At 59.5% G+C, this 1,189-nt stretch carries 1 protein-coding gene; it reads left to right on the top strand.

The genetic code is table 11. The features are described 5' to 3' along the window. Positions 1-501: 501 nt before the first annotated feature. Positions 502-735 (top strand): hypothetical protein, encoded by a 234-nt coding sequence (locus tag ACZBJS_RS42520; protein WP_316398196.1) that lies wholly within the window; start codon positions 502-504, stop codon positions 733-735. The last annotated feature ends 454 nt before the right edge of the window (positions 736-1,189 follow it).

Raw genomic sequence — 1,189 nt, 5'->3', positions numbered from 1 at the left:
CCTCGCTGCCATCGACAAACCTCCGCCCATCAACCCCAGCCGTCGGAAATCAACCATCTCACCTGACCAGATGGAGCTCCACTATGCCTGAATTTCCCCGGACACCCCTGCAGAGAGCGGGCAGGCGGTCTTTCGGGCCATTTGCCGGCTATCAAACCGCAGATAGCTAGGCGCGCTGCAAATAGCCCCACGTGTCGTCCGAAAGGTAGCCTGCCATACAGGCTGTGGTGGCGCGGGCGGCTCGATGCCGGTTCGCCGTATTTGCATTGATGCATCGATGAAGGTGCCGGCGGGCACGGCCCGCCATTCCAAGAACCCAACATTGATCGCGTTCTCAACGTCTGGATGCGGATTTGGAATTGGTTTCGAGCTTCTTAACCAAAGCCGGCGATCCACTCGCAAGGTCTTGCCAACCATTCTCGCTTTCCACTCTGGCCGCTAACGGATCGAAAATCGTTCTGCTGCTAATTCGCGCCCGGGAGGGAATCGGGAGATCCAGACATGACCGGGTTGGCCGTTATGGAAGACGTGCGCCGCTACCGCGCAATAGCATCGTTGTGCCGCCAGGCCGCGGCATTCCGGCCGAATCAACGATGCTCATTGCTGACGCAGGCGGACGAATGGGAGCGCCGAGCAGTTGCAGAGCTCGAAGGGTATTTCAACGCTTTAGACCTTCCGGCACGAACCATTCGGCCTGCCGGCGGCGCACGGTCTGCGGTGCCGCTGGATCTGTGAACAGCGTGCCGCACTGGCATGGCCGGATCGGCCATGCGGTGACATTTGGCAAAGCTGGAAGCCGCAATTGCCGATGAAATTCAGCGCCACATCGCAGGCGCATGCAGAGCGTTGTGACCCGCTGCCTTCAAATCATCTATCGAGAGCTATCCGCTTGCGGCGGCTTCGAGGATCTTGGAGGCAACGTGCGCTCTTTCGCCGGTTTCGTACACGGAAATATTCTCGCACACTTCCTCAACCGCCGCCTAGTGATCTCCGACGCCGCGATGATGGCCCGGCGCTGGCAGTCTCAAAAGGACTTGCCAATCACTGCAACGTAGACACTAACAACCCGACACACGCAATGAGGGTTGCGGTGCTCAGGGTCGCCACGACAAGGGCTTGCTCAGCGCGGGCTTGCAGATCGTCGTCGTCCATTCCCGTCAACTCCATCTGGAGTACTCGCTCAAGCAGC

The organism is Bradyrhizobium sp. KZN70725 (genome assembly GCF_055264925.1).
Note: the sequence above shows the minus strand (reverse complement) of the source record. Positions and strands in the feature narration are given on the sequence as shown.